Genomic DNA, 22,291 nt, shown 5'->3' with positions numbered 1-22,291 from the left:
TGGCTATCCTACTAATTTTAAACGACATTATCCAGTGTCGTTTAAGCCTGAGGGCATAATGGGGGCAGTAACGTTTGCAGTCGGTCACTCAGCGTCACAACCAGATGCACGTTCATACCTGCAATCCACTTTGAATATACCTCATGGACTATCTTAGCATTTTCGTGGCGCATCTGACTCGCTATAAACGAAGGATTCGCTCCGGCGGATAGCATCAAGCTTGTGAATGTATGCCGCGAATGACAGGAAGACATGTTGTCGCTATCAGATCTGGGATCATACTTTCTGAAGAAAAATAGCTGGTAAAATGCGGCCGTTTATCACCAGCTCTGAGAGCAGATCAAGTACGGGTAAGGCAATGGCATACGCACAGTCTAAATAGCATAGAGTAAAAATGCTCACTTTGTTGTTACGTGCGTACCTGCCACCCTGGTTCATTTTTTCAGCACTTTCATAAGCATCATCAGTACAAACGCTATCATTGCAGACAGGCCAAACTTGATCAGAATTGCTGTGAAATCATAGTTATTCATGGCTTCTTCACCATCGCCTGATATCTGGATATGTTGCATGAAAACATCATTAATCCAGCTGTCCGGTAAGAGGATAAAACAGGCAATAAGTAAAACAACGAATATTATGATTTTCATCTCACACCACATTTACTGAAGTCAGGTACACCACGAACATCAATACGTCCGTAAGCCATCAATCCTTTACCGCCGGGTACAATCACTTTTTTCCGGTTGAGTAACGCATTCCGTAAAATCTGGAAGTCGGCCGCTCTGTAAAGGGTGATACAGCCCCACGACACACCAGAACCATCGGTGTTGAGAGGATGAAGTCTGAAACTCCCGCGTCTCGCCCCATTAACATAGACGTAATCGCTCATGGTTTGTGCGCTATACAAACCGAACCATTCAGAGTGATGGTTTTTGTACAGGTGTACCATATCGATAAATTCTGCTCTGACCTGGTTAACAAAACTGCCAGCGGGGCGGTCAACAATCCAGTAAGTACCCGGCGGTATAGCGGCTTTTTCGATATCTGAACAGTTTGGATTGTTTATATACCGTTCAATTCCTGACAGTACGTCAAACGATCCAATACCGTAACAATCCAGCTTGAGCGTTTTCCCATCTGGCGACAGCCGACCATAATCCATCATGCAAATCTGCAAGCTCATACTCCCGTTGCGATTGTCATTTTGCAGAAATGATAATCGATAATAAATGGCTGGTTAACCTACTAAATTTTCATTACAGGCAGGTTAGTGATTAAGCATGTTTGGTAGTAACGGGGTGAGGATGCCAGCAGAGTGCTGTAAACCTTATGAAGAATATCAATCAGACCATGCTCCGTAAAAATCTCTGCGGTTAAGTGCTGATATTGTCAGCGCATTTGATGCTTTTTAAGCAATGCCCTTAACTGATGGTAGGTCAGACCCAGCAGTTCAGCCGCCCGTTTCTGGTTATATTTCGCCATCTTCAGGCTTTGCTCCAGCAGCTGTTTCTCCTGGTCGTGCTGGAACTGGCGTAAATCAAGGGGAAGAGTAGGGTGATCGCCTGAAGACGTTGGCACGGTCAGAGACGGTACGCTGCGCTGAAAAGGATCGATAATGATGTTGTCCAGCTCCGTCTCGCTGCTGCCGTGGCGATAGACGGAACGCTCCACGACGTTTTTCAGTTCGCGGATATTTCCCGGCCAGTGGTAAGCAAGCAGCGTCTCCTGTGCATAATCGCTGAAGCCGGGGAACAGCGGCAGTCCGAGCTCGCGGCACATCTGAATCGCAAACTGGTCTGCCAGCAGCATGATGTCGCTTTTGCGCTCGCGCAGCGGAGGAAGCTGAACGACGTCAAAGGCCAGGCGGTCAAGCAGGTCGGCACGGAATTTCTCCTCCGCCACCATCTCCGGCAGGTTGGCGTTCGTGGCGCACACCAGGCGCACGTTGACCTGCAGCGGCTGGCTACCGCCGACGCGCTCCAGCTCGCCGTATTCAATCACGCGCAGCAGTTTCTCCTGCACCAGCATGGGCGCGGTGGCCAGCTCATCAAGAAACAGCGTACCGCCGTCGGCGCGCTCAAAGCGTCCGGGATGACGCTTCTGGGCACCGGTAAACGCGCCCGCTTCATGCCCGAAAAGCTCGGTATCGAGCAGGTTTTCATTCAGCGCCGCGCAGTTAAGGGAAATGAAGGGGCCGTCCCAGCGCCCGGATAAATAGTGCAGACGGTTAGCTATCAATTCCTTCCCCGTTCCGCGTTCACCGATGATCAGTACCGGTTTGTTGAGCGGCGCCAGGCGAGAAACCTGTTCCAGCACTTCCAGAAAACTGTTTGCTTCGCCGAGTAAATTGTCTTTGTATCCAGGCATGATGAAATTAACCACTCCTTAGCGATATTCACCAGGCAAGAATAGTTCTTTACTGCATGAAAATCAATCAGTCTCAGTGAAATCAATAAGATAAAAAGTTGGCATGATGTTTGTACTATCTGTACAGCAGGGCATAGCCCGATAACAGAACTATGAGGATTTGATTATGGGTATTTTTTCTCGTTTTGCCGACATCGTGAACGCCAACATCAACTCACTGCTTGAGAAGGCGGAAGATCCGCAGAAGCTGGTTCGCCTGATGATTCAGGAGATGGAAGACACGCTGGTTGAAGTGCGTTCTACCTCCGCCCGTGCGCTGGCGGAGAAAAAACAGCTTACGCGTCGTATTGAACAAGCTACCGCTCAGCTGAACGAATGGCAGGAAAAAGCGGAACTTGCGCTGCGCAAAGACAAAGAGGATCTGGCCCGCGCGGCGCTGATCGAAAAACAGAAGCTGGCAGAGTTGGTCGCGACGCTCGAGCATGAAGTGACGCTGGTGGATGACACGCTCACCCGTATGAAGAAAGAGATTGGTGAGCTTGAAAACAAACTGAGCGAGACCCGCGCGCGTCAGCAGGCGCTGACCCTGCGTCACCAGGCGGCAAGCTCTTCCCGCGACGTTCGTCGCCAGCTGGACAGCGGTAAGCTTGATGAAGCGATGGCGCGTTTTGAATCGTTTGAACGTCGTATCGACCAGATGGAAGCGGAAGCCGAAAGCCACGGCATCGGTAAGCAGAAGTCGCTGGATCAACAGTTCGCCGACCTGAAGGCCGATGATGAAATCAGCGAGCAGCTGGCGGCACTGAAAGCCAAAATGAAGCAAGACAACCAATAATAATTCCTGCGGCACCTGAGCGTGCCGCATCGTAAGACAAGGAGTACACATGAGCGCGCTTTTTCTGGCCATTCCCCTGACAATTTTCGTGCTGTTCGTTTTGCCGATTTGGCTATGGCTGCACTACAGCAACCGTTCTTCACGGGGCGAACTTTCCCAGAGTGAACAACAGCGTCTGGTTCAGCTCTCCGATGAGGCGAACAAAATGCGCGAACGCATTCAGGCGCTGGAAGCCATCCTGGATGCTGAACATCCAAACTGGAGGGACCGTTAATGTCTGGACTGAATCTGAACAAAAAGTTGTGGCGTATTCCGCAGCAGGGTATGGTGCGCGGCGTTTGTGCCGGACTGGCTCATTATCTTGATGTCCCGGTAAAACTGGTGCGCGTGGTCACGGTGCTATCGATCTTCTTCGGACTGGCGTTTATTACCCTGGTGGCATATATCGTCCTGACGTTTGTCCTTGACCCGATGCCGGAAGGAGAACTGGCTGCGGAAGGTGCCCCCACCAGCAGCGATCTTCTCAATGCGGTTGATGCGCAACTCTCCGCCGGTGAGAAGCGGCTACGGGAAATGGAACGCTATGTCACGTCGGATACCTTTACGCTGAGAAGTCGTTTTCGTCAGCTTTAAGAGAGAGATGAGATGAAACAACACTGGCAACAGGCCGGTCAGAAGGTAAAACCCGGCCTGAAAATCGCAGGTAAACTGGTCCTGCTGACCGCGTTACGGTTCGGACCGGCAGGTGTGGCGGGGTGGGCAATAAAATCCGTTGCCCGCAAGCCGGTCAGAATGGTGCTGGCCGTGGCGCTCGAACCGCTGTTGCAAAAGGTGGCAAAACGGCTTTCTCGCCGCTACTTATCCCAATAACCCCCGCTGGCGTTAGCCCTTTCCCTTCCGGGAGAGGGACTGACGACGGTTAACCGCATTTTCTCTTTTTCCCGTGCTTTCTTTGCGGCAGCTCACAATATTACGCTGAGCTGCTTTGCAATCACCTTTTTCCTCTTCCAGGTCCGTTGACAGATATTTTTCATGGGAGTAGATTGCCACTTCGTGGGACCGCTACCATGGAAAATGAAATGAAGGCAAAAATTAAAGAACTCATTAATCTTGTTTATGGGGTAACGTTTTCTGAAGCCCAGTTTAAGGTGCTGATGGAAAATATTGGAAAGGCCGCTTCTGTTATTACAGAGAAGCGTAAAACGGGATGGGATGAAAAAGATGTTGTTCTGATTACCTATGCCGATCAGTTTTCAGCGAAAGGGGAGAAGGCGCTGCCGGTTTTTACACGTTTTTATAACAAATGGCTTTCCCAATCTTTTTCTCATGTCCATCTTTTGCCTTTTTATCCATGGTCTTCGGACGACGGATTTTCTGTTATTGATTATCATGAGGTTGCGCCTGAAACGGGTACGTGGCGAGATGTAGCTGAATTAAAACAGTCCACCAGCTTAATGTTCGATTTCGTCTGCAACCACATGTCATCCAAAAGTAAATGGTTCTCTAATTATCTGAAGCAAACGCCTGGCTATGATGATTTCTTTATTTCTGTCGATCCTGAAACAGATTTATCCGCGGTGACGCGTCCGCGTGCCTTACCGCTTCTTACGCCTTTCACGCTGCATGATGGCAGCGTGCGACACCTGTGGACCACCTTCAGCGAGGACCAGGTTGATCTTAACTTTGCCTCTCCGCAGGTGCTGATCGCGATGGTGGACGTGTTGCTGCATTACCTGATTGAAGGGGCGCGATACATTCGTCTGGATGCTGTGGGCTTCATGTGGAAAATACCCGGAACAAACTGCATCCACCTTGAGCAAACCCACCAGCTTATCCAGCTTTTCCGCGCTATCACTGAAGCTGTCGCCCCGGGGACGGTGATTATCACCGAGACGAACGTTCCGCATAAAGATAACGTCGCTTACTTCGGTGACGGTGAAAATGAAGCGCAGATGGTTTATCAGTTCTCTTTGCCGCCGCTGGTATTGCATGCGGTGCATTGTCAGGACGTCCGGACGCTGAGCCAGTGGGCAGCGTCGCTGAGGCTGCCTTCGACGAAAACCACCTGGTTTAACTTCCTGGCCTCGCATGATGGGATTGGTCTGAATCCGTTGCGCGGAATTTTACCTGAGTCGGAAATCCTCTCTCTTGTGGAGAAACTTCAGGCTGAAGGGGCGTTGGTTAACTGGAAAAATAACCCGGATGGTACACGCAGTCCTTATGAAATTAATGTGACCTATCTGGATGCATTAAGTACACGTGACAGTCTTGATAGCCATCGGATTGCCCGGTTTATTCTGGCGCATGCCGTCCTCTTAAGTTTCCCCGGCGTGCCCGCGGTTTATATCCAGAGTATTCTCGGCTCGCGTAATGATTATACAGGTGTTGAACGTCTGGGATACAACCGCGCGATAAATCGTGAAAAATACATTGCAGGACAAATTGATAGCGTGCTTGAAGATAAAAATAGCCTGCGCTCTCAGGTCTATTGCGCATTAAGCCAGTTAATCGCGCTGCGTCGGGCGGAAAAAGCATTCCATCCTGACAGTGAAGCTTATTTTAGTGCGTCAGGTGAGCATGTATTAAAAATCGTTCGCGTGGCGGATTGTGGCGAAAAAATAACGGCGCTGTTTAATTTCAGCGATGGCATTCAAACGGTGGAGTCCGATATTCAATCCGGAACGGAGTTGATTGCCGGAAAAGATATTACAGATAAAACGCTGACCCTATATCCATGGCAGGTGTTGTGGATTAAAGAAAACTAAAAAGGACCTTAAAAATGAAAATGCCCAGAATTGTGCTGATATCAGCACTGGTTTCGTGCGCCCTGTTATCAGGCTGCAAGGATGACAAAAAGTCTGCTGTCACCATTGAGTTTATGCACTCATCTGTCGAGCAGGAGCGTCAGGCGGTTATCACGAAGCTGATCGAAAAATTTGAGAAAGAGAACCCCGGCATCACGGTGAAACAGGTGCCGGTAGAAGAGGATGCCTACAACACCAAGGTTATTACGCTCGCCAGAACGGGCGCACTGCCTGAGGTAATTGAAGTCAGTCATGACTACGCGAAAGTCATGGACAAGGAACAGCTGCTGGATCGCAAAGCTATTGGTGAAGCCATTAAAGCGGTAGGCGAGAACACCTTCTATGACGGCATCTTGCGTGTTGTGCGTACGGAAGATGGTTCTGCCTGGACGGGGGTGCCAGTCAGTGCCTGGCTATCCGGCGTCTGGTATCACAAAGATGTGCTTGCTGCAGCGGGTATCCAGGAGCCGCATAACTGGGAACAGCTGCTGAAAGCCAGCCAGAGCCTTAACGACCCGGCCAAAAAACATTACGGCATTGCGCTGCCCACCGCGGAAAGCGTGATGACAGAGCAGGCATTCTCCCAGTTTGCGCTTTCCGGCGGCGCGAACGTTTTTGATGCCAAAGGGAACGTCGACATCGATACCCCTGAAATGGCAAAGGCCCTGGCGTTTTATAAAGCCCTGGCCGCGACCACCATGCCGGGTTCAAACGACGTCATGGAGATCAAAGATGCCTTCATGAACGGTTCTGCGCCGATGGCGGTTTACTCCACCTACATCCTGCCGGCGGTATTCCAGGATGGAAACCCTGCCAACCTGGGCTTCGTCGTCCCAACAGAAACATCTTCTGCAGTTTACGGCATGGTCACGTCGCTGACGATTACCACCGGTCAAACCGAAGATGAAACTCAGGCGGCTGAAAAGTTTGTGACCTGGATGGAGCAGGCTCAAAACGCAACCGACTGGGTCATGATGTCGCCTGGCGCGGCACTGCCGGTGAACAAGCTGGTGGTGGGCACTGATACCTGGAAAAACAACGATGTGATTAAAGCGTTTGGGCAACTGCCTTACGAACTGATTGCGCAGTTCCCAAATGTTCAGGTGTTTGGTGCCGTGGGCGACAAAAACTTCACCCGCATGGGCGATGTAACCGGGTCCGGCATTATCAGTTCTATGGTGCATAACGTCACGGTAGGTAAACAAGATCTCAGCAACACGCTTAGTGACAGCCAGAAGCGACTGACTGATCTGATTTCACAACGATAGGAGCGCTCTGCGGAAGGAAATTATGAAGACGTTGTTTTCTGGTCGTTCAGATATGCCTTTCGCCATGCTGCTGTTGGCCCCCAGCCTGATTTTGCTGGGGGGCCTGGTGGCCTGGCCAATGATTTCCAATATTGAAATCAGTTTCTTACGTCTGCCGCTGAACCCGCGTATAGATGCGGTGTTCGTCGGGCTCGATAACTACATCCGCATTCTCGGGGATGCTGCTTTCTGGCACTCGCTGTGGATGACCTTCTGGTACACCGCGCTGGTGGTGATTGGCAGCACGGGGCTGGGGCTGGCTGTTGCGATCTTCTTTAACCGTGAATTCCGTATGCGGAAAACGGCGCGTTCACTGGTAATTCTGTCCTACGTTACGCCGTCCATTTCGCTGGTGTTTGCATGGAAATACATGTTCAACAACGGCTACGGCATTGTGAACTATCTGGGCGTTGACCTGCTGCATCTGTATGACCAGGCGCCGCTGTGGTTCGACAATCCTGGCAGCAGTTTTGTACTGGTGGTGCTGTTCGCCATCTGGCGTTACTTCCCGTACGCGTTCATTTCGTTCCTGGCGATTTTGCAGACCATTGATAAGTCGCTGTATGAAGCGGCGGAAATGGACGGCGCGAATGCCTGGCAGCGTTTTCGAATCGTTACGCTACCCGCGATTATGCCGGTGCTGGCAACGGTGGTGACGCTGCGCACTATCTGGATGTTCTACATGTTTGCGGATGTCTACCTGTTGACGACCAAGGTCGATATTTTGGGCGTCTACCTCTACAAAACGGCATTCGCTTTCAATGATTTGGGTAAAGCAGCGGCGATCTCCGTCGTGCTGTTCGTGATCATCTTCGCGGTGATTCTGCTGACCAGAAAAAGGGTAAACCTCAATGGCAACAAATAAACGCGTACTGAGCCGCATTGGTTTTTATCTGGGGCTGGCGGTGTTTCTGGTCATCACGCTGTTCCCGTTCTTCGTGATGCTAATGACGTCATTTAAGAGTGCGAAAGAGGCAATATCGCTTAACCCGACCATATTGCCGCAGGCGTGGACGTTGCAGCATTACGTCGACATCTTTAACCCGCTGATTTTCCCGTTTGTGGACTATTTCAAAAACAGCATGGTGGTGTCGTTGACCTCATCGGTGATTGCCGTGTTTCTCGGCACGCTGGGGGCCTACGCCTTGTCAAAACTGCGTTTTAAGGGCCGCACGACGATCAATGCGAGTTTTTACACCGTCTACATGTTCTCCGGGATATTGCTGGTGGTGCCGTTGTTCAAAATCATCACTGCCCTTGGGATCTACGACACCGAGCTGGCGCTGATTATCACCATGGTGACCCAAACGTTACCGACCGCGGTGTTCATGCTGCGCAGCTATTTCGACACCATCCCGGACGAAATCGAAGAAGCCGCGATGATGGACGGCCTGAACCGCCTGCAAATCATCTTCCGCATCACCGTGCCGCTGGCGATTTCCGGGCTCGTATCGGTGTTTGTCTACTGCTTCATGGTGGCGTGGAACGACTACCTGTTTGCGTCCATTTTCCTGTCCAGCGCCAGCAATTTCACCTTGCCGGTCGGGCTGAACACGCTCTTTAGCACGCCAGATTATATCTGGGGTCGCATGATGGCGGCATCGCTGGTGACGGCGCTTCCGGTGGTCATCATGTACGCCCTGTCTGAACGTTTTATTAAAAGTGGTTTGACCGCCGGTGGCGTGAAGGGCTGAGGCGGCCAATTTTAACAAGGAGTCAGTCATGAAAAAATTAGTTGCGACAGCGCCTCGTGTGGCGGCGCTGGTGGAATATGAAGATCGTCCGGTTGCGGTTCATGAAGTGAAAATTCGCGCCCGCTTTGGCGCGCCGAAACACGGTACCGAAGTGGTGGATTTCCGCGCCGCCAGTCCGTTTATCGATGAAGAGTTCAACGCGGAGTGGCAGATGTTCACGCCGCGTGAAGAGGGTACGGCCCGCGGGATCGAATTCGGTAAGTTCCAGTTGGGCAACATGATTGTTGGCGACATTATCGAATGCGGTGATGACGTCACTGAATATCAAATCGGCGACAGCGTCTGCTGCTATGCACCGCTGCAGGAAACGGTGATCGTTAACGCGGTAAATAACTACAAGCTGCGCAAAATGCCGCAGGGTGCCTCCTGGAAAAACGCCGTTTGCTACGATCCGGCGCAGTTCGCCATGAGCGGCGTGCGTGATGCCAACGTGCGGGTCGGCGATTTTGTAGTCGTGGTGGGGCTGGGAGCGATTGGGCAGATTGCTGTCCAGCTGGCCAAAAAAGCCGGGGCGTCCGTCGTGATCGGTGTCGACCCAATCGAACACCGCTGCGAGATCGCCCGTCGTCATGGGGCAGACCACTGTCTGAACCCAATCGGCACTGATGTCGGTCTGGAAATTAAAAAGCTGACCGGGAAGCAGGGCGCGGACGTGATCATCGAAACCAGCGGCTATGCAGATGCACTGCAGTCCGCGCTGCGCGGACTTGCCTATGGCGGCACCATCTCCTACGTAGCCTTCGCAAAACCGTTCGCGGAAGGCTTTAACCTCGGCCGCGAAGCGCATTTCAATAACGCGAAGATTGTCTTCTCCCGCGCCTGCAGCGAACCCAACCCGGACTACCCGCGCTGGAGCCGTAAACGTATTGAAGAGACATGCTGGGAACTGCTGATGAACGGCTATCTGAATTGTGAGGATCTGATTGACCCGGTCGTGACCTTCACCACCAGCCCGGAAAGCTACATGACGTATGTCGATCAGCACCCGGAACTCAGTATCAAAATGGGCGTCACTTTTTAAGCTAAGGAGAGCACATCATGAAAATCGCAACGCAAAACCAGGCCTTTTTCCCGACCAATATCATGGAAAAATTCGAGTACATCAAAGCGATGGGTTTTGATGGCTATGAAATTGATGGCCGACTGCTGGTAGAAAACCTCGCCGAGGTAAAAGCGGCCATCAAAGCCACCGGTCTGCCGGTGACGACGGCCTGCGGTGGATACGATGGCTGGATTGGCGACTTCATCGAAGAACGTCGTCTGAACGGGTTAAAGCAGATTGAACGCATTCTGGAAGCGCTGGCTGAGGTGGGCGGCAAGGGCATTATCGTGCCTGCTGCCTGGGGAATGTTTACCTTCCGCCTCCCGCCAATGACCTCCCCACGCAGCCTGGAAGGAGACCGCAACACGGTAAGCGCCTCCCTGCGCTGGCTGGATGAGGTCGCGGCGCGTACCGGGACGACCATCTACCTGGAGCCGCTGAACCGCTATCAGGATCATATGATCAACACCCTTGCTGACGCGCGTCGCTATATCGAAGAGAACGGCCTGAAGCACGTGCAGATCATCGGCGATTTCTATCATATGAACATCGAAGAAGACTCGCTGACGGATGCGCTGCATCAGCACCGCAATCTGCTGGGCCATGTGCACATCGCAGATAACCACCGCTATCAGCCGGGCAGCGGCAGCCTCGATTTTGCCAGCCTGTTCGATCAGCTGCGTGCGGATGATTACCAGGGTTACGTGGTGTATGAGTGCCGTGTCCGCGCCGAGGATCCGGCGCAGGCTTATCAGGACTCCCTCACTTATTTGCGTGAATGCTAAGGATGACGAGCGTGATGAGTGCTTCTACACCTTCGCCTCTGCGCGTCGCCATCATTGGCGCCGGGCAGGTCGCGGACAAAGTGCATGCCTCGTATTACGCCACGCGCAGTGATGTTCAGATGGTGGCTGTCATGGACAGCCACCCTGAACAGGCTCGGGCGTTTGCGGAACGTCATGGTATTCCCTCGGTGTGGCAGGATACGCGAGAGATGCTCGAGGCGGTTAAGCCGGATGCGGTGAGCGTCTGTTCGCCTAACCGGTTCCATTTCGAGCACGTCATGGCCGCGCTGGAAGCGGGCTGCCACGTAATGTGTGAAAAACCGCCGGCTATGACGCCGCAGGAGGCCGATAGGATGCGCATGGCCGCGCGCAAGGCGGGGAAAGTGCTGGCGTATGATTTTCACCATCGTTTTGCTCTCGATACGCAGCTGCTGCGTGAGGCTGTGATGAAGGGGGCGCTGGGAGAAGTTTATTACACCACGGCCCAGGCGCTACGCCGCTGCGGGGTTCCAGGCTGGGGCGTCTTTACCAACAAAGCGCTACAGGGCGGTGGGCCTCTGATTGATATCGGTATCCATATGCTCGATGCCGCAATGTACGTGTTGGGGTTCCCGGCGGTAAAAAAGGTGACGGCACACGGCTTCCAGAAGCTGGGAAACCGTAAAAGCAGCGGCCAGTTTGGCGAGTGGGATCCCACGCAGTTTACCGTTGAGGACGCCCTGTTTGGCACGATTGAGTTCTGCAACGGTGGCATTCTGCGCCTCGACACGTCGTTTGCGCTCAATATCCGTGAGCAATCGATCATGAACGTCGCATTCTGCGGTGAAAAGGCGGGCGCTACGCTGTTCCCGGCGCACATCTACAACGATGAAGGCGGTGTTTTAGTCACCCTCACGCAGCGTGAAGAAGCTGACGACCAGCGTCATAAGCGCAGTATGGATGCCTTCGTACGGCATGTGCTGGGAGAGCCCGTCACGATAGCTGATGCGGAGCAGGGGCTGGTTATCCAGCAGCTTGTCGCCGCGCTGTATGAATCAGCAGAAACAGGGGAAAGCGTGACCTTATGCTAAACGTGTCTGTATTAACCGACCCGGGCTTTTGTCCACACAGCCTGAATAAATACGCCTCTATCATGGCCTGCGGTAATGGCTACATGGGGATCCGCGCTGCGCATGAAGAAGATTACACCCAGCAAACCCGAGGCATGTATCTTGCGGGTCTCTATCATCAGGCGGGTCGTAACGAGACCACTGAGCTGATCAATCTGCCGGATATCACCGGTATTGATGTTGAGCTGGATGGCGTCAATTTCACGCTCCTGTCAGGCGAAATTCTCGAGTGGCAGCGCGAGCTGGCGTTTGCCAACGGCGAACTTCATCGCCGCGTCGTCTGGCGCTCCCCCAACGGAAAGCGCTATCGCCTGGAGAGTCGTCGTTTTGTCTCTCTGGATCAGCTGCCGCTTGTGGCCATGCAGCTTTCGATCACACCGCTTGATGATGTCACGCAGGCCGTGCTGAAAACCGGCATTGATGCAACGCAAACGAACAGCGGCAGACAGCATCTGGATGAAATGTCGGTCAGAGTGTTTGACCAGCAATACATGCAGGGCGTGTATGAAACGCAGGACCGTGCGTCAGAAGTTGTTGTTTCGGCATTTTGTCAGCTCTCAGCGAAGAGCGACAGCTGTTTCACCGCCAAAAATCGTCGTCTCAGCGTTCATCATTCGCTGACGATTGCGAAGGGTGACGCTGTCACGTTAGAGAAGATCGTCTGGGTGACGCATCGCAGTGATAAAGCACTGTCGCAGGCCTCTTTCGCTCGCAACGCGCTGGCCGATCTTAAGGTCTGTGCGGCAAGAGGCTACGACGCGTTGCTTGAGAGTTCGTCGTATGCCTGGGAAGAGGTCTGGCGTGACGCTCGGGTGGAAGTGGACTCTGCGGAGTATCAGGATCAGATGGCGCTGGATTACGCCGTCTGGCATTTGACCACCATGACACCTGCCCATGATGAGCGAAGCAGTATCGCCGCCAAGGGGCTGACGGGCGAGGGGTATAAAGGCCACGTCTTCTGGGATACCGAAATTTTCCTGCTGCCTTTCCATCTCTTCACGCGTCCCCGAACCGCCCGCAGCCTGCTGCGCTATCGCTGGCTTAATCTCTCAGGCGCACGGGAAAAAGCCCGTCGCAACGGCTGGCCCGGCGCGCTGTTCCCATGGGAAAGCGCCGCCAGCGGGCGGGAAGAGACGCCGGAGTTCGCGGCTATCAACATCCGAACCGGCACGCGCCAGAAGGTGGCCTCCGCGCTGGCGGAACACCACATCGTGGCGGACATTGCCTGGGCCGTCGTCGCTTACTGGCAGGCGACACACGATGATGCCTTTATGCGAAATGAAGGCCTGACGCTGCTGATGGAAACCGCTGCGTTCTGGATGGGCCGCGCAACGGAAATCAATGGTCGTCTCGAAATCCATGACGTCATCGGACCGGACGAATACACCGAGCATGTGAACAACAACGCTTATACCAACTATCTGGCCTGGCACAACGTCGCCTGCGCTCGCCAGTTTATGGCGATGTTTGGGCGCGAGGATGAAGGTTTTACGCAGAATGCCTCACGGTTCCTGGCGAGCTTATGGCTACCAGAGGCTGACGCGGACGGTGTGCTCCCCCAGGATGATACCTTCATGGCAAAACCTGCCATCGATCTGAGCCGCTACAAAGCCAAAGCGGGTAAGCAGACCATTCTGCTCGATTATTCCCGCGCGGAAGTGAACGAGATGCAGATTCTTAAGCAGGCCGATGTGGTGATGCTTAATTATCTACTACCGGAGCGGTTTACCCCGCAGCAGTGTGCCGCCAATCTGGCGTTCTACGAACCCCGCACAATCCATGACTCTTCGCTGAGCAAGGCCATCCACGGCATTGTGACCGCCCGCTGTGGCGATACGGAAGGGGCCTACGCCTTCTGGCGCGCCGGCGTGGCTATCGATCTGGGCGACGATCCGCACAGCAGCGACGACGGCATTCATGCCGCGGCCACGGGTGCTATCTGGTCCGGCGTCATTCAGGGCTTTGCCGGCATGCAGATAGTGGAAGGGGAGCTGCACCTTGCGCCCAGGGTGCCAGCCCACTGGCGAAGACTTGCTTTCCCCCTGCGCTGGCGGAACACCACGCTGCGCTTTACGTACGAAAACGAGGTTTTAACCATTGAAGCTTCGGCACCTGTCATGCTGACGCTGTGGGGCAAAACGCTACACGTATCGGGGCATAAAGTTTGTGCCTGTAAGGACTTTCTTGCATCTGTGAATGGGACCGCTACCACGGAGGTGCACCATGACGCTTAAGGCTGTTGTATTCGATCTGGACGGTGTGATCACCGATACCGCACACCTCCATTTTTTGGCCTGGCGTGCAGTGGCGGAGGAAATCGGCATCACCATCGATGAAGTGTTTAACGAACAGCTGAAGGGTATTAGCCGCATGGATTCCCTTCAGCGCATCCTGAAGCATGGCGGGAAAGAGGGAACGTTTAGCGATGAGCAGTGCCTGGCGCTGGCGACGAAGAAAAACGCGTTCTATGTCCAGTCTCTGGCGTCACTGACGGAAGATTCACTGCTTCCCGGTATTCGCGACGTGCTGGCGGATATCCGTGCGGCGAACGTCAAAATTGGGCTCGCCTCCGTTTCCCTGAATGCCCCTGGCATCTTGCGCGCCCTGGGCATTCAGCACGCTTTTGATTTTTGCGCCGATGCTTCCCTCATTATCTGTTCGAAGCCTGACCCGGAGATCTTCCTCGCCGCCTGTGCTGGCCTGAATGTGCGTCCTGAAGAGGCGATGGGTATCGAAGATGCACCTGCAGGCGTTGAGGCGATCAACGCGGCGGGAATGCTATCGGTTGGGATTGGATCTGGCCTGGACCATGCGGGATTACAACTTCATTCAACGCGGGAACTGACCTGGAAATGTCTGACCGAGTTTTGGGCATCCCGGACGTATTGATAAGGAATTAACAATGGCTCAACTGTCTCTGAAACACATTCAGAAAATCTATGATAACCAGGTCCACGTGGTTAAGGATTTCAATCTCGAAATCGAAGACAAGGAGTTCATCGTCTTCGTCGGGCCTTCGGGCTGCGGTAAATCCACAACGCTGCGTATGATTGCCGGTCTGGAGGAGATCAGCGCGGGTGAACTGGTCATTGACGGCGTTTGCATGAACGACGTGCCCGCCAAGTCTCGCGATATCGCGATGGTGTTCCAGAACTATGCGCTTTACCCGCATATGACGGTCTACGACAACATGGCGTTTGGCCTGAAGATGCAGAAAATCGCCCCGGCGGTTATCGAAGAGCGCGTTCACTGGGCGGCACAGATCCTCGGCTTGCGGGAGTACCTCAAGCGTAAACCCGGCGCGCTGTCCGGCGGACAGCGTCAGCGCGTGGCGTTGGGCAGGGCGATCGTGCGCGAAGCGGGCGTGTTCCTGATGGATGAACCGCTCTCCAACCTCGATGCCAAGCTTCGCGTGCAGATGCGGGCTGAAATCAGCAAGCTGCACCAGAAGCTTAATACCACCATGATTTATGTGACCCACGATCAGACGGAAGCGATGACGATGGCAACCCGCATCGTGATCTTAAAAGACGGCATTATTCAGCAGGTCGGTGCCCCGAAGCAGGTGTACAACGAACCGGCGAACATGTTTGTCGCAGGGTTTATTGGCTCGCCAGCCATGAACTTCATTCGCGGCGCTATCGATGACCGTTATTTCGTCACGGAAACGCTGCGTCTGGCGATCCCGGAAGACACGCTCGCTTCACTGAATGCCGCAGGGTATCAGCGCAAAGCCGTAGTCTTTGGCATCCGCCCGGAAGATATTCTCACTCTGCAGAGCAGCGGTGAAAACATCGCGGCGAAAGTTAGCGTCGCCGAACTGACCGGCGCGGAGTTCATGCTCTACGCCACCGTTGGCGGCCATGAACTGGTGGTTCGCGCAGGCGCCGCGAATGATTATGCCGCTGGGGATAATATCGACATCCAGTTCGATATGAGTAAGTGCCATTTCTTCGACGCTGAAACCGAAGCGGCTATTAGATAAGAAAGGTGTTTGCCGGAAATGCAAATTTCCGGTTTTTTTGTTTGTAAATTATAAAGGGAATATTTAATGGGTACTCTACTAAGAAGTGCTGCGCTCGTTCTGTGCGCAGGGGTTAGCTGCGCACAAGCATCAGAAACAGCTAAACAGTGGGAATTTAATATTGGCGCGATGTATGAAATAGAAAACGTTGAAGGTCAGGCCGACGATAAAGATGGATTATATGAACCCTCCGTGTGGTTTAATGCAACCTGGGATGCGTGGACTATTTCTCTGGCGATGTATCAGGAGGGGCCGGTTGATTACAGCAGTATGACCCGTGGAACCTATTTTGACCGTCCTGAATTTGAATTACGCTATCGCTTTATCGGAACCGATGATTTTACTTTCGGTCTGACCGGTGGTTTCCGAAATTATGGTTATCACTTTAAAGATGAACACGGTGCCAAAGACGGCAGCGCGAATATGCAGCGCTACAAAATTCAGCCTGACTGGGACATTAAATTAACCGATGACTGGCGCTTTAGCGGCTGGTTTGCCATGTATCAGTTTGCCAACGATCTGGAAAAAACCGGCTATGCTGACAGCCGCGTAGAAACCGAAACGGGCTTTACATGGACCATTAACGAAACCTTTGTGGCTAAAGTGAATTACTATTTAGAGCGCGGCTTCAATATGGACAGTACCCGTAATAACGGTGAATTCTCCACCCAGGAAATTCGCGCCTATCTGCCTATTTCATTGGGCCAGACGACCCTAACGCCTTACACTCGACTGGGACTTGATCGCTGGACGAACTGGGACTGGCAGGACGATCCTGAGCGTGAAGGGCATAATTTCAACCGACTGGGTATGCAGTACGCCTATGACTTCAACAACGGTTTATCCATGACGCTGGAATACGCCTATGAGTGGGAAAATCATGACGAGGGTGAAAACGACCGCTTCCACTATGCGGGGGTTGGCGTAAACTACGCGTTCTGACCGACGACACGCCAGGGGCAATAAGCCCCTGGTTTTAGCGAAGGGAAGCAGCCAACAAAAAGTGGGTATCAACCAGCACTTTTTGCGGGGCGGGCTGACCGGCAATACGCCTGAAAAGAAGATCGCAGCTCTCTTCCCCCAGTTTTCGTGTGGGGATATCAAAGCCGCCAGGTGCGGGCGTTAAAATGAGAGACAGCATCGGGTCGCTGTATCCGGCTATCACCACCTGTTCCGGGATCATCAGATTCAACTCATCCGCCGCACGATAGAGGCTGAGCAACTTCATGCTGTCGGTCGCAAATACCGCATCAGGCGGCGTGGGTGACGACAACAGTTCCAGAGCCGCCGCAAGCGCACTCTCATGGGTATAACCGCCCTCCCTGATCCAGTCCGGGTTAATGGCAATATGGTGCTTTTCCAGGCTGGCCTTATAACCCGCCAGACGATCGATCGAAACATGATAATCAAGCGGCGCATGCAGGCAGGCAATTTTTCGGCGACCGTTTTTTATAAAAGTTTCGGTCAGCGTGGCGCTGTCATGAAAATTATCCGTGTCCACGGAATAAATATTCTGATACTCACCTTCCACTTTGCCGATAACTACTACCGGTACGCCATATGCATCCAGCGTGGTGAAAAAGGATTCATTTGCGGGTGAACTCAGCATAATGATCCCTTTGATCATTTTCTGTTTTATTTTATTTACACATTTCAGCAGATCGTCTTCGCTGCTCTTTGACGTTTGTAAAATAACATCAAACCCTTCTTCTTCCGCTTTTGCCGTAATGGCATGAAGGACATCGGAGAAAAAGGGATTACCGGCAGTGGTTTTGGTTGAACGGGTCGAAATAACCATAATGGCATCAAAGCCTGAAGAGGTCAGGGCGCGAGCCAATTTGTTGGGCTGATAATTTAATTCGTCAATCGCCTTCAGCACTTTGTCACGTGCTTCGGGAGAAATATTCGTTTGTTTATTCAGAACGCGGGAAACGGTTGATTTCGATACGCCCGCAACCCGTGCGATATCATAGATGGTGGGTGACATACACCTTACTCACTCCGGACTGACAGCAATGCCGTTCATCTTACTGGAGAGAAAACGGCAATAGCAATAAATAAGAATTGATAATCAACGATCTGCCCCCATTTATTGTATTCTGAAGCCATGCATTCAAGGCTTCCAGGCAACGAAGGACGGCGATGAAGCGACTTAAGAACGAAATCAATTCACTGGTGAACCGTGGCGTTGACCGTCATCTGCGTCTGGCCGTGACGGGGCTGAGCCGCAGCGGTAAGACAGCGTTTATCACCGCGATGGTAAACCAGCTCCTGAACCTGCACGCCGGGGCGCGTCTGCCGTTGCTTAGCGCGGTGCGGGAAGAACGCCTGCTGGGCGTGAAGCGCGTCCCACAGCGGGATTTTGGTATTCCACGTTTTACCTATGACGAAGGGCTGGCGCAGCTCTATGGCGATCCGCCCACCTGGCCGACGCCGACGCGAGGGGTCAGTGAAATTCGCCTCGCGCTGCGTTTTCGCTCGAATGAATCCCTGATGCGCCACTTCAAGGATACCTCCACGCTGTACCTGGAAATCGTCGATTACCCCGGCGAATGGCTGCTCGACCTGCCGATGCTGGCGCAGGATTACCTTAGCTGGTCCCGCCAGATGACGGGCCTGTTGCAGGGGCAGCGCGCCGGGTGGTCGGCCAAATGGCGACAGCTGTGCGAAGGTCTGGACCCGCTTGCGCCGGCCGATGAAAACCGCCTGGCGGCCATTGCCGACGCCTGGACGGCGTATTTGCACCAGTGCAAGCAGGAAGGGTTACACTTCATTCAGCCGGGGCGATTTGTTCTGCCGGGTGATTTAGCGGGCGCGCCTGCGCTTCAGTTTTTCCCCTGGCCGGATGTGGACGGGGTGGGCGAGTCGACGCTGGCGCAGGCGGATAAGCACACTAACGCCGGGATGCTGCGTGAGCGTTACCATTACTACTGTGAAAAAGTGGTCAAGGGATTCTATAAAAACCACTTTTTGCGATTTGACCGCCAGATTGTGCTGGTGGATTGTCTGCAGCCGCTTAACAGCGGGCCACAGGCCTTCAACGATATGCGCCTTGCGCTGACGCAGCTGATGCAAAGTTTTCACTACGGGCAGCGGACGCTGTTTCGCCGTCTGTTCTCACCGGTAATCGATAAACTGCTCTTTGCGGCCACGAAGGCCGATCACGTCACGGTCGACCAGCATGCCAATATGGTGTCGCTGCTGCAGCAGCTGGTGCAGGACGCCTGGCAAAACGCCGCCTTCGAAGGGATCGGCATGGATTGCCTTGGTCTCGCGTCCGTGCAGGCGACGCAAAGCGGGCTGATTGACCTTAACGGTGAGAAAATACCGGCATTACGCGGGAACCGGCTCAGCGACGGTGAACCGCTTACCGTGTATCCGGGCGAAGTGCCTGCGCGGCTGCCGGGTCAGGCCTTCTGGCAGAACCAGGGCTTCCAGTTTGAAGCCTTCCGCCCGCAGGCAATGAGCGTCGACAGGCCATTACCACACATCCGTCTGGATGCGGCGCTGGAGTTTTTGATTGGAGATAAATTGCGATGACGGAACCGTTAAAACCGCGCATAGACTTTACCGGAACGCTTGAGAAGGATCCTCAGGAGGAGTTCAAAACCTCGCAGACGTTCAGCGGCACGCAGGCGGATAACTTTGCCCCGGCCCTGACTGAGGAGCCTGGCGTCGAAGAAGGACCGGCGGAGGCGGTTGTGGAAGCCGCTCTGCGTCCAAAACGCAGTCTGTGGCGCAAGATGGTCACCGCCGGTCTGGCGCTGTTTGGCGTAAGCGTGGTTGGGCAGGGCGTGCAGTGGACGATGAATGCCTGGCATACTCAGGACTGGGTCGCGCTGGGCGGATGTGCCGCGGGCGCGCTGATTGTGGGGGCGGGCATCGGGTCGGTTGCCACCGAGTGGCGTCGGCTCTGGCGTTTGCGCCAGCGCGCGCACGAGCGTGATGAAGCGCGGGATCTGCTACACAGCCACGGCACCGGGAAAGGTCGCGCGTTCTGTGAAAAGCTGGCCAGCCAGGCCGGAATCGATCAGTCGCATCCGGCGCTTCAGCGCTGGTATGCCGCCATCCATGAAACCCAGAATGACCGGGAAGTGGTGACGCTCTACTCCCATATGGTTCAGCCGGTGCTGGATGCCCAGGCGCGACGCGAGATCAGCCGCTCTGCGGCGGAATCCACCCTGATGATTGCCGTGAGCCCGCTGGCGCTGGTCGATATGGCCTTTATCGCCTGGCGCAACCTGCGCCTGATCAACCGTATTGCGAACCTTTACGGCATAGAGCTGGGTTACTACAGTCGGCTCAGACTGTTCAAACTGGTCCTGCTCAATATCGCGTTCGCCGGGGCGAGTGAGCTGGTGCGCGAAGTGGGCATGGACTGGATGTCACAGGATCTGGCGGCGCGTCTTTCTGCCCGTGCCGCTCAGGGTATCGGCGCGGGATTATTAACGGCGCGTTTGGGAATTAAAGCGATGGAGGTCTGCCGTCCGCTGCCGTGGATTGATGGCGATAAGCCCCGGCTGGGGGATTTCAGGCGTGAGCTGATCGGCCAGCTCAAAGAGACGCTCAATAAAAAACCGACTCCGTGAGGTTTTGTTCACTAATCGTGCTGGCTGTCAATATTTGTTGACAGCCATCTTCCGGATCACCGTGTTCTGACATATCATTTTACTGTTATTGGCTTAAAACGGTGAATTTCCCATGCGTCTTGAAGTCTTCTGTGAAGACCGTCTCGGTCTGACCCGCGAATTACTCGATCTTCTTGTTTTACGTAGCATTGATTTACGTGGCATTGAGATCGATCCTGTCGGGCGAATTTACCTCAATTTTGCCGAAATTGAATTTAATACCTTCAGCAGCCTGATGGCGGAAATCCGCCGTATCGCTGGCGTTACGGATGTACGCACCATTCCCTGGATGCCCTCTGAGCGTGAGCACCTGGCCCTGAGCGCGCTGCTGGAAGCCATGCCCGAGCCGTTCCTCTCCCTGGATTTGAAGAGCAAAGTTGAGCGCGTTAACCACGCGAGCTGCCAGCTGTTCGCGCAGAGTCAGGAGAAGCTTAGCAATCATAACGCCGCGCAGCTGATCCCCGGCTTTAACTTCCAGCGCTGGCTGGACAGCAATCCGCAGAACACGCTTAGCGAGCATGTGGTGATTAACGGACAGAATTTCCTGATGGAGATCACGCCGGTCTATCTGAAAGGAGAAGGGAATACTCGCGTGTTGACCGGGGCAGTGATCATGCTGCGCTCGACGTTACGCATGGGTCGCCAGCTGCAAAACCTCTCCAGTCAGGACGTTGGTGCATTCAGCCAGATTATTGCCGTCAGTCCGAAAATGCGCCATGTGGTTGATCAGGCGCGCAAGCTCGCAAGCCTGACCGCGCCGCTGCTGATTACCGGGGATACCGGCACCGGGAAAGACTTGCTGGCTCATGCCGTGCATCTGGCGAGTCCGCGTGCGGCTAAGCCCTATCTGGCACTCAACTGCGCCTCTATTCCGGAAGATGCCGTTGAAAGCGAGCTGTTTGGTCACGCGCCGGAAGGCAAGAAAGGGTTCTTCGAGCAGGCTAACGGCGGCTCGGTGCTGCTGGACGAAATCGGCGAAATGTCGCCGCGTATGCAGGCTAAGCTGCTGCGTTTCCTGAACGACGGAACGTTCCGCCGCGTCGGTGAGGATCACGAAGTGCATGTGGACGTGCGCGTCATTTGCGCCACCCAGAAAAACCTGGTTGAACTCGTGCAAAAGGGGATCTTCCGCGAAGATCTCTATTACCGCCTCAACGTCCTGACGCTGAATATTCCGCCGCTGCGCGATTGCCCCCAGGACATCATGCCGCTTACGGAGCTCTTCGTCGCCCGCTTTGCCGACGAGCAGGGGGTGCCGCGTCCGAAACTGTCTGCCGATCTTGGCACGGTGCTCATGCGCTACGGCTGGCCGGGCAACATTCGTCAGCTCAAAAACGCCGTATATCGCGCGCTGACCCAGCTTGAAGGGTATGAGCTACGTCCGCAGGATATCCTGCTGCCGGATTACGACGCCGGAACGGTATCGGTAGGCGAAGAGGCGATGGAAGGGTCGCTGGACGACATCACCAGCCGTTTCGAGCGTTCTGTGCTGACGCAGCTGTACCGCAGCTATCCCAGCACCCGCAAGCTGGCAAAACGTCTTGGCGTCTCGCACACCGCGATCGCGAATAAGCTGCGTGAGTACGGTTTGAATCATAAGAAAGGTGACGAATAACAAAAAAGCCTCTGCAAA

General features: G+C 54.0%; 22 protein-coding genes and 1 pseudogene. 18 read left to right on the top strand and 5 right to left on the bottom strand.

All coding sequences use genetic code 11. The features are described 5' to 3' along the window. Positions 1-41: 41 nt before the first annotated feature. The 4 genes and pseudogenes from AC0TOY_RS04125 to pspF all read right to left on the bottom strand — a co-directional run. A pseudogene (locus AC0TOY_RS04125) lies at positions 42-239 on the bottom strand (site-specific integrase); the annotation flags it as partial. Between the two features lie 195 nt (positions 240-434). Beyond that, positions 435-650 carry a hypothetical protein gene (locus tag AC0TOY_RS04120; protein WP_148769845.1) on the bottom strand — a complete coding sequence of 72 codons (216 nt, stop codon included), beginning with the start codon at positions 648-650 and terminating at the stop codon, positions 435-437. Then, positions 647-1,186 carry a DUF2778 domain-containing protein gene (locus AC0TOY_RS04115; protein WP_370883573.1) on the bottom strand — a complete coding sequence of 180 codons (540 nt, stop codon included), beginning with the start codon at positions 1,184-1,186 and terminating at the stop codon, positions 647-649. Before AC0TOY_RS04115 ends, AC0TOY_RS04120 begins: the two co-directional genes overlap by 4 nt. 206 nt (positions 1,187-1,392) lie before the next feature. Then, positions 1,393-2,370: a phage shock protein operon transcriptional activator gene (gene pspF / locus AC0TOY_RS04110; protein WP_024907141.1), complete on the bottom strand. Its 978-nt coding sequence runs from the start codon at positions 2,368-2,370 to the stop codon at positions 1,393-1,395. 166 nt (positions 2,371-2,536) lie between these two features. On the opposite strand from pspF, the gene pspA reads away from it, so the two are divergent. The 15 genes from pspA to AC0TOY_RS04035 all read left to right on the top strand — a co-directional run bounded on the left by pspA (position 2,537) and on the right by AC0TOY_RS04035 (position 16,972). Continuing rightward, a complete protein-coding gene (gene pspA, locus AC0TOY_RS04105) occupies positions 2,537-3,205 on the top strand; it encodes a phage shock protein PspA (RefSeq protein ID WP_021240283.1) in 669 nt (222 codons plus the stop codon). A 49-nt stretch (positions 3,206-3,254) separates the two neighbouring features. After that, complete coding sequence (pspB, locus tag AC0TOY_RS04100; RefSeq protein WP_023312045.1) at positions 3,255-3,479, top strand: envelope stress response membrane protein PspB; 225 nt, start codon at positions 3,255-3,257, stop codon at positions 3,477-3,479. Next, on the top strand, positions 3,479-3,838 hold the full coding sequence (gene pspC / locus AC0TOY_RS04095) for an envelope stress response membrane protein PspC (protein WP_473721513.1): 360 nt from the start codon (positions 3,479-3,481) through the stop codon (positions 3,836-3,838). The genes pspB and pspC overlap by 1 nt, the downstream gene beginning before the upstream one ends. A 12-nt stretch (positions 3,839-3,850) precedes the next feature. After that, positions 3,851-4,075, top strand: a complete 225-nt coding sequence (gene pspD / locus AC0TOY_RS04090; protein WP_023312043.1) for a phage shock protein PspD — start codon at positions 3,851-3,853, stop codon at positions 4,073-4,075. A gap of 197 nt (positions 4,076-4,272) precedes the next feature. After that, positions 4,273-5,970, top strand: a complete 1,698-nt coding sequence (locus AC0TOY_RS04085; protein WP_473721512.1) for a sugar phosphorylase — start codon at positions 4,273-4,275, stop codon at positions 5,968-5,970. Positions 5,971-5,984: 14 nt separating this feature from the next. Continuing rightward, positions 5,985-7,277 carry an ABC transporter substrate-binding protein gene (locus AC0TOY_RS04080; RefSeq protein WP_061714987.1) on the top strand — a complete coding sequence of 431 codons (1,293 nt, stop codon included), beginning with the start codon at positions 5,985-5,987 and terminating at the stop codon, positions 7,275-7,277. Between the two features lie 22 nt (positions 7,278-7,299). After that, positions 7,300-8,181 carry a carbohydrate ABC transporter permease gene (locus tag AC0TOY_RS04075; RefSeq protein WP_022648300.1) on the top strand — a complete coding sequence of 294 codons (882 nt, stop codon included), beginning with the start codon at positions 7,300-7,302 and terminating at the stop codon, positions 8,179-8,181. Then, on the top strand, positions 8,168-9,010 hold the full coding sequence (locus AC0TOY_RS04070; RefSeq protein ID WP_023335920.1) for a carbohydrate ABC transporter permease: 843 nt from the start codon (positions 8,168-8,170) through the stop codon (positions 9,008-9,010). Before AC0TOY_RS04075 ends, AC0TOY_RS04070 begins: the two co-directional genes overlap by 14 nt. A 28-nt stretch (positions 9,011-9,038) precedes the next feature. Further along, entirely contained in the window at positions 9,039-10,091 is a 1,053-nt protein-coding gene (locus AC0TOY_RS04065) for a zinc-dependent alcohol dehydrogenase (RefSeq protein WP_208762967.1), read from the top strand. Positions 10,092-10,108: 17 nt separating this feature from the next. Continuing rightward, a complete protein-coding gene (locus AC0TOY_RS04060; RefSeq protein WP_370883574.1) occupies positions 10,109-10,897 on the top strand; it encodes a sugar phosphate isomerase/epimerase family protein in 789 nt (262 codons plus the stop codon). 11 nt (positions 10,898-10,908) lie between these two features. Further along, positions 10,909-11,967 carry a Gfo/Idh/MocA family protein gene (locus tag AC0TOY_RS04055; RefSeq protein WP_370883575.1) on the top strand — a complete coding sequence of 353 codons (1,059 nt, stop codon included), beginning with the start codon at positions 10,909-10,911 and terminating at the stop codon, positions 11,965-11,967. Further along, positions 11,961-14,240: a glycoside hydrolase family 65 protein gene (locus AC0TOY_RS04050; RefSeq protein WP_473721511.1), complete on the top strand. Its 2,280-nt coding sequence runs from the start codon at positions 11,961-11,963 to the stop codon at positions 14,238-14,240. The genes AC0TOY_RS04055 and AC0TOY_RS04050 overlap by 7 nt, the downstream gene beginning before the upstream one ends. Next, complete coding sequence (gene pgmB / locus AC0TOY_RS04045) at positions 14,230-14,895, top strand: beta-phosphoglucomutase (RefSeq protein WP_032647535.1); 666 nt, start codon at positions 14,230-14,232, stop codon at positions 14,893-14,895. Before AC0TOY_RS04050 ends, pgmB begins: the two co-directional genes overlap by 11 nt. Positions 14,896-14,908: 13 nt before the next feature. After that, positions 14,909-15,991, top strand: coding sequence for an ABC transporter ATP-binding protein (locus AC0TOY_RS04040; RefSeq protein ID WP_048991940.1), 1,083 nt, complete (start codon positions 14,909-14,911; stop codon positions 15,989-15,991). Between the two features lie 66 nt (positions 15,992-16,057). Further along, complete coding sequence (locus AC0TOY_RS04035; protein WP_208762964.1) at positions 16,058-16,972, top strand: OmpG family monomeric porin; 915 nt, start codon at positions 16,058-16,060, stop codon at positions 16,970-16,972. A 34-nt stretch (positions 16,973-17,006) separates the two neighbouring features. Here AC0TOY_RS04035 and AC0TOY_RS04030 read toward each other — a convergent pair whose 3' ends face one another. Continuing rightward, the gene (locus tag AC0TOY_RS04030; protein ID WP_473721510.1) at positions 17,007-18,017 is read right to left on the bottom strand and encodes a LacI family DNA-binding transcriptional regulator; all 1,011 of its coding nucleotides are present in this window, start codon (positions 18,015-18,017) and stop codon (positions 17,007-17,009) included. A gap of 155 nt (positions 18,018-18,172) precedes the next feature. On the opposite strand from AC0TOY_RS04030, the gene AC0TOY_RS04025 reads away from it, so the two are divergent. From AC0TOY_RS04025 to tyrR, 3 genes are all read left to right on the top strand, one after another. Next, a complete protein-coding gene (locus AC0TOY_RS04025) occupies positions 18,173-19,570 on the top strand; it encodes a YcjX family GTP-binding protein (RefSeq protein WP_024907152.1) in 1,398 nt (465 codons plus the stop codon). Next, positions 19,567-20,619, top strand: coding sequence for a TIGR01620 family protein (locus AC0TOY_RS04020; RefSeq protein WP_473721509.1), 1,053 nt, complete (start codon positions 19,567-19,569; stop codon positions 20,617-20,619). The genes AC0TOY_RS04025 and AC0TOY_RS04020 overlap by 4 nt, the downstream gene beginning before the upstream one ends. Positions 20,620-20,731: 112 nt before the next feature. Continuing rightward, positions 20,732-22,273 carry a transcriptional regulator TyrR gene (gene tyrR, locus AC0TOY_RS04015; protein ID WP_023312028.1) on the top strand — a complete coding sequence of 514 codons (1,542 nt, stop codon included), beginning with the start codon at positions 20,732-20,734 and terminating at the stop codon, positions 22,271-22,273. Positions 22,274-22,291 lie beyond the last annotated feature (18 nt).

This window comes from Enterobacter sp. PL_is379 (assembly GCF_055817355.1).
The sequence above is the reverse complement of the archived record's forward strand: the minus strand, read 5'-3'. Positions and strand labels throughout refer to the sequence as shown.

Excerpts from the sequence above, each read along its gene's own strand:
- pspD (WP_023312043.1), top strand. The coding sequence starts at position 3,851 with ATGAAACAACACTGGCAACAGGCCGGTCAGAAGGTAAAACCCGGCCTG.
- AC0TOY_RS04085 (WP_473721512.1), top strand. The coding sequence starts at position 4,273 with ATGGAAAATGAAATGAAGGCAAAAATTAAAGAACTCATTAATCTTGTT.
- AC0TOY_RS04115 (WP_370883573.1), bottom strand. The coding sequence starts at position 1,186 with ATGAGCTTGCAGATTTGCATGATGGATTATGGTCGGCTGTCGCCAGAT.
- AC0TOY_RS04035 (WP_208762964.1), top strand. The coding sequence starts at position 16,058 with ATGGGTACTCTACTAAGAAGTGCTGCGCTCGTTCTGTGCGCAGGGGTT.
- AC0TOY_RS04025 (WP_024907152.1), top strand. The coding sequence starts at position 18,173 with ATGAAGCGACTTAAGAACGAAATCAATTCACTGGTGAACCGTGGCGTT.
- AC0TOY_RS04040 (WP_048991940.1), top strand. The coding sequence starts at position 14,909 with ATGGCTCAACTGTCTCTGAAACACATTCAGAAAATCTATGATAACCAG.
- AC0TOY_RS04120 (WP_148769845.1), bottom strand. The coding sequence starts at position 650 with ATGAAAATCATAATATTCGTTGTTTTACTTATTGCCTGTTTTATCCTC.
- tyrR (WP_023312028.1), top strand. The coding sequence starts at position 20,732 with ATGCGTCTTGAAGTCTTCTGTGAAGACCGTCTCGGTCTGACCCGCGAA.
- AC0TOY_RS04060 (WP_370883574.1), top strand. The coding sequence starts at position 10,109 with ATGAAAATCGCAACGCAAAACCAGGCCTTTTTCCCGACCAATATCATG.
- AC0TOY_RS04070 (WP_023335920.1), top strand. The coding sequence starts at position 8,168 with ATGGCAACAAATAAACGCGTACTGAGCCGCATTGGTTTTTATCTGGGG.
- pspF (WP_024907141.1), bottom strand. The coding sequence starts at position 2,370 with ATGCCTGGATACAAAGACAATTTACTCGGCGAAGCAAACAGTTTTCTG.
- pspA (WP_021240283.1), top strand. The coding sequence starts at position 2,537 with ATGGGTATTTTTTCTCGTTTTGCCGACATCGTGAACGCCAACATCAAC.
- AC0TOY_RS04080 (WP_061714987.1), top strand. The coding sequence starts at position 5,985 with ATGAAAATGCCCAGAATTGTGCTGATATCAGCACTGGTTTCGTGCGCC.
- pspB (WP_023312045.1), top strand. The coding sequence starts at position 3,255 with ATGAGCGCGCTTTTTCTGGCCATTCCCCTGACAATTTTCGTGCTGTTC.
- pspC (WP_473721513.1), top strand. The coding sequence starts at position 3,479 with ATGTCTGGACTGAATCTGAACAAAAAGTTGTGGCGTATTCCGCAGCAG.
- AC0TOY_RS04065 (WP_208762967.1), top strand. The coding sequence starts at position 9,039 with ATGAAAAAATTAGTTGCGACAGCGCCTCGTGTGGCGGCGCTGGTGGAA.
- AC0TOY_RS04020 (WP_473721509.1), top strand. The coding sequence starts at position 19,567 with ATGACGGAACCGTTAAAACCGCGCATAGACTTTACCGGAACGCTTGAG.
- AC0TOY_RS04050 (WP_473721511.1), top strand. The coding sequence starts at position 11,961 with ATGCTAAACGTGTCTGTATTAACCGACCCGGGCTTTTGTCCACACAGC.
- AC0TOY_RS04030 (WP_473721510.1), bottom strand. The coding sequence starts at position 18,017 with ATGTCACCCACCATCTATGATATCGCACGGGTTGCGGGCGTATCGAAA.
- pgmB (WP_032647535.1), top strand. The coding sequence starts at position 14,230 with ATGACGCTTAAGGCTGTTGTATTCGATCTGGACGGTGTGATCACCGAT.
- AC0TOY_RS04075 (WP_022648300.1), top strand. The coding sequence starts at position 7,300 with ATGAAGACGTTGTTTTCTGGTCGTTCAGATATGCCTTTCGCCATGCTG.